At 46.3% G+C, this 3,336-nt stretch carries 1 protein-coding gene and 1 pseudogene; both read right to left on the bottom strand.

The window, feature by feature from the left end:
* Positions 1 to 127 precede the first annotated feature (127 nt).
* Positions 128 to 2,451 (bottom strand): annotated as a pseudogene (locus JCM2765_RS16320) (PBP1A family penicillin-binding protein).
* Positions 2,452 to 2,475: 24 nt separating this feature from the next.
* On the bottom strand, positions 2,476 to 3,078 hold the full coding sequence (gene recU, locus JCM2765_RS16315; protein ID WP_054737573.1) for a Holliday junction resolvase RecU: 603 nt from the start codon (positions 3,076 to 3,078) through the stop codon (positions 2,476 to 2,478).
* Between the last annotated feature and the right edge of the window lie 258 nt (positions 3,079 to 3,336).

Below are 3,336 nucleotides of genomic sequence, written 5' to 3'. Positions count from 1 at the left end.
TTTTCCCACTATAGAGAACCAGAATCACTGAATTTCACAAACTAAGCATGCTTACGCTGGACACAAACGATAGGACAACAAGAAACCCTCGGAAAAAATATTCCGAGGGTTTCTTAGATACAAAGACCTATTCTGAAGTTTTAGCGGTTGCTTTATCGCCACCCGTTGTCGCCGTTGTTGACGAGGTTGTGGATGAGCGGTTCGTATCCGTTGTGGTTGCTGAAGAGGTCTGGGTGCTACCCGAATCAGCATTACCATCACTACCGGAGCCGCCGCTTGGCGTTTGTTCGGTTGATACTGATGAACTTTCAGTTGAACTTGAAGTTTCGGAACTTGAGTTAGTCGTCACTTCATTGCTACCAGTCGTATCGCTACTATTGGTACTGCTACTGTAGTTGTTACTAGTAGAGCCGTTAGTTGCAGTCGTACTGTCACCAGGATAGCCGGAGACGTAATATTCGGTTGTGCCATTCTTAGAAGTGGCAACCACATCACTTGGGGCTGTCCAGTTTTCGTTGCTAACATTTTGCGAAACGTAGCTCATTTCAGAACGGTAGATTTCTTGTGCAATCTTCGTTTCATCCTGTGTCACATAATTTCCAGCCTGGAACTGTTTATCATAACCCGTCCAAACTGACATTGAATAGTGTTTGGTATAACCCGTAAACCAGGAGTCCATGACGGAGCTGGCTGGAACGGAGGAAACGTAGTCGTCAGGGTAGGCGGTCGTCCCGGTCTTACCAGCTTGGTAAAGACCAGAGATGGCAGCGCTAGTACCAGAACCGTTACTACTATTGATGACGCCTTTGAGCATATCAGTAATCATAAAGGCAGTGGCCTTAGACATTGCACGAGTTCCTTTGCTACTGTACGAGTGTGACTTACCATCGGCGGTAACAACCCGATCTAACAAATGCGGCTTGTAGTACGTTCCGCCGTTCGCAAAGGCAGCGTAAGCAGCTGCTTCTTGTTCGGTGGAAATGTAAGCCCCAATCCCATTTTGCAACGTCAGCTTGTTGGAGAACGTCATGCCAAGTTTGCCAAGGAACTTCGTTGCATCGCTGATACCAACGGCGCTTAACGTCCGGATAGCCGGAATATTCCGAGATTCCACTAAGGCTTTCCGCATGGTGATGGTGCCTTCATGCTTGTTGTCAAAGTCGTTCAGTTCTCGGCTGGTACCAGGATAGTAGTACTGGGTATCTTGAACGGGCTGGTAAGTTGGGTATTTCAAATACTCAATAGCGGGCCCGTAATCCATGAGCGGTTTAATGGTTGATCCACTCGACCGGTCAGTTTGAACGGCTCGGTTGAGGCCGAAGGTGACGTTGCCAACTTTTCGGCCACCTAACATTGCAACGACTTTCCCGTTGTTCGGGTCGACCATGGTTGCGCCGACTTGGAATTTATTGCTTGGATAGCAACGTAATTAGCACTGTTGGCGATGCTGTAAAGGTGCTTTTGAGCGGCCATGTTCAGGTTGGTGTACACCTTCAAACCATCGGTATTGGTGTTATACCCATCAGCCTTCAATTCAGCATAAACTTCTTTTAAGTAGGAATCGATATACTTTTGATTGGTCGTGTTGATGGTTGCGACCGGATGGGTTTTGGCTAATCCAGTTTTCACACTTTCAGCTTTGGCAGAAGCCGCTTGTTGAGAAGTGATCACTTTATTCTTAACCATCGCATCCAGTACGGTATCCCGACGCTCTTTAGCGTAATAGGGGTGGTGAATTGGATCGTAGTAGGTTGGACTTTGTGGCATTCCAGCTAACATCGCAAACTGTGCGAGGCTCAATTTACTCAATGATTGCCCGTAGTAGTAGTGCGCGGCAGTTTGCATCCCGTAAACCCCGTTACCCATGTAAACTTTGTTGATGTAAAATTCTAGGATTTGAGACTTACTGTATTTTTGTTCGACCTTAATTGCCAACCATGCTTCTTGGGCTTTACGCTTAATCGTTTGATCAGCTTTAGAAGTTGAAAAGACCGATAATTTAACGAGTTGTTGCGTCAAGGTACTCCCACCTTGAAGGCCAAGGGAAGAACCGGTAAAGTTCGCCATCGCGGCGCCGGCAATTCGAATAGGGTCAACCCCATGATGCTTATAGAAACGGCGATCTTCAATTGAAACCACGGCCTGTTTCAAAGTTGCAGGGATCTTATCCGACTTCACATAATCTCGGTTTTGGGCGCCTAGCCGCGAGATTACGTTGTTGTTTGAATCATAAACTTTTGTTGAAGTATCGCTTTGCAGGGCTGACTGGGTAATATTAGGTGCGCCCTGTGCGTAGTAGAAGAATAACCCGGCACCAAGCAGGATCCCAACGAAAAACAACCCGAGTAACCAGGTGAAAATACGGCGAACGTAATGGTGCTGCTTATTTTGCTGACTGCGTTTTCGGTTCCGCGCAGTTCGTGACTCCGGATTAGATTGATTACTTGACATAGATAGACTCCTTTGATTAAGGCGTTAAATGACTTTATCAACCGCATCAAGGTACGCGATGATGGGGTTTAACTGATACTGAACTGGAACGGCAATTTGATCAAACGTTGTCTTTGGAATCGATTTGCGACCACCGGCCGTGTCCTGGTGATCCCAATAGTCGATCAAGTCACTTGCCTTTAGTAGATATAACTGGTCAAGCGTCACAAACTTAATGAGGCCAAAACAAATGCCACCTTGTTTTAAACAACTCCGCATGTGCTCAACTTGATGTTGATGAAAATTATCTAGGGGGAACCGGGTCGTTTCCTTCGTTTCCTTCGCATCAAAATCGATGTAGCGGCCACGATAAACCCCGTTGTAATCGGTAGTTGAAGCCTGTCGAAAGTAGGCCTCTCGAATAACGGCAGCGCTTCGTTTCGGATAATCGACCTTAACGATCTGGACAGGCGTGGGTTTCTTGTGAATGACTGCAATATCGTTAGCAAGGTAGTATTGATTACTTTCGTTGATTTCCTGTTCAAGGGTCATCCCACGCCCACCGTGGGTCGTTAAAGTTGATTTGATTTTTGGTGACGCTGCTTGCTTAGGCAGGTAGCGGGCACCGTTTGGATAGTGAATGGTCACAGACTGGTTCATCTCTTTTCTGAATTCAATATTGAAAATAAGGCCTTTACCCAGTTAGCCCCATTATACCAAGTCCGTGGGAGTCGATAAACCAATAAATGTAAAAAAAGGTGAAGAACTGCGGTATGATGGGATTTGTAAATGTAATCTTAATAAATTTGCAGATGGTTTCAGTAATTCATGGGTTATGAATGCTAGTGTGCGGAGCGAGATGGGTTGAGAGCAGTGTGCAAGGCAACATCGGTGAAAGCGCCCGGC

The sequence above is a fragment of the Secundilactobacillus similis DSM 23365 = JCM 2765 genome, assembly GCF_001311075.1.
Taxonomy (GTDB): Bacteria; Bacillota; Bacilli; order Lactobacillales; family Lactobacillaceae; genus Secundilactobacillus; species Secundilactobacillus similis.
The sequence above is the reverse complement of the archived record's forward strand: the minus strand, read 5'-3'. Positions and strand labels throughout refer to the sequence as shown.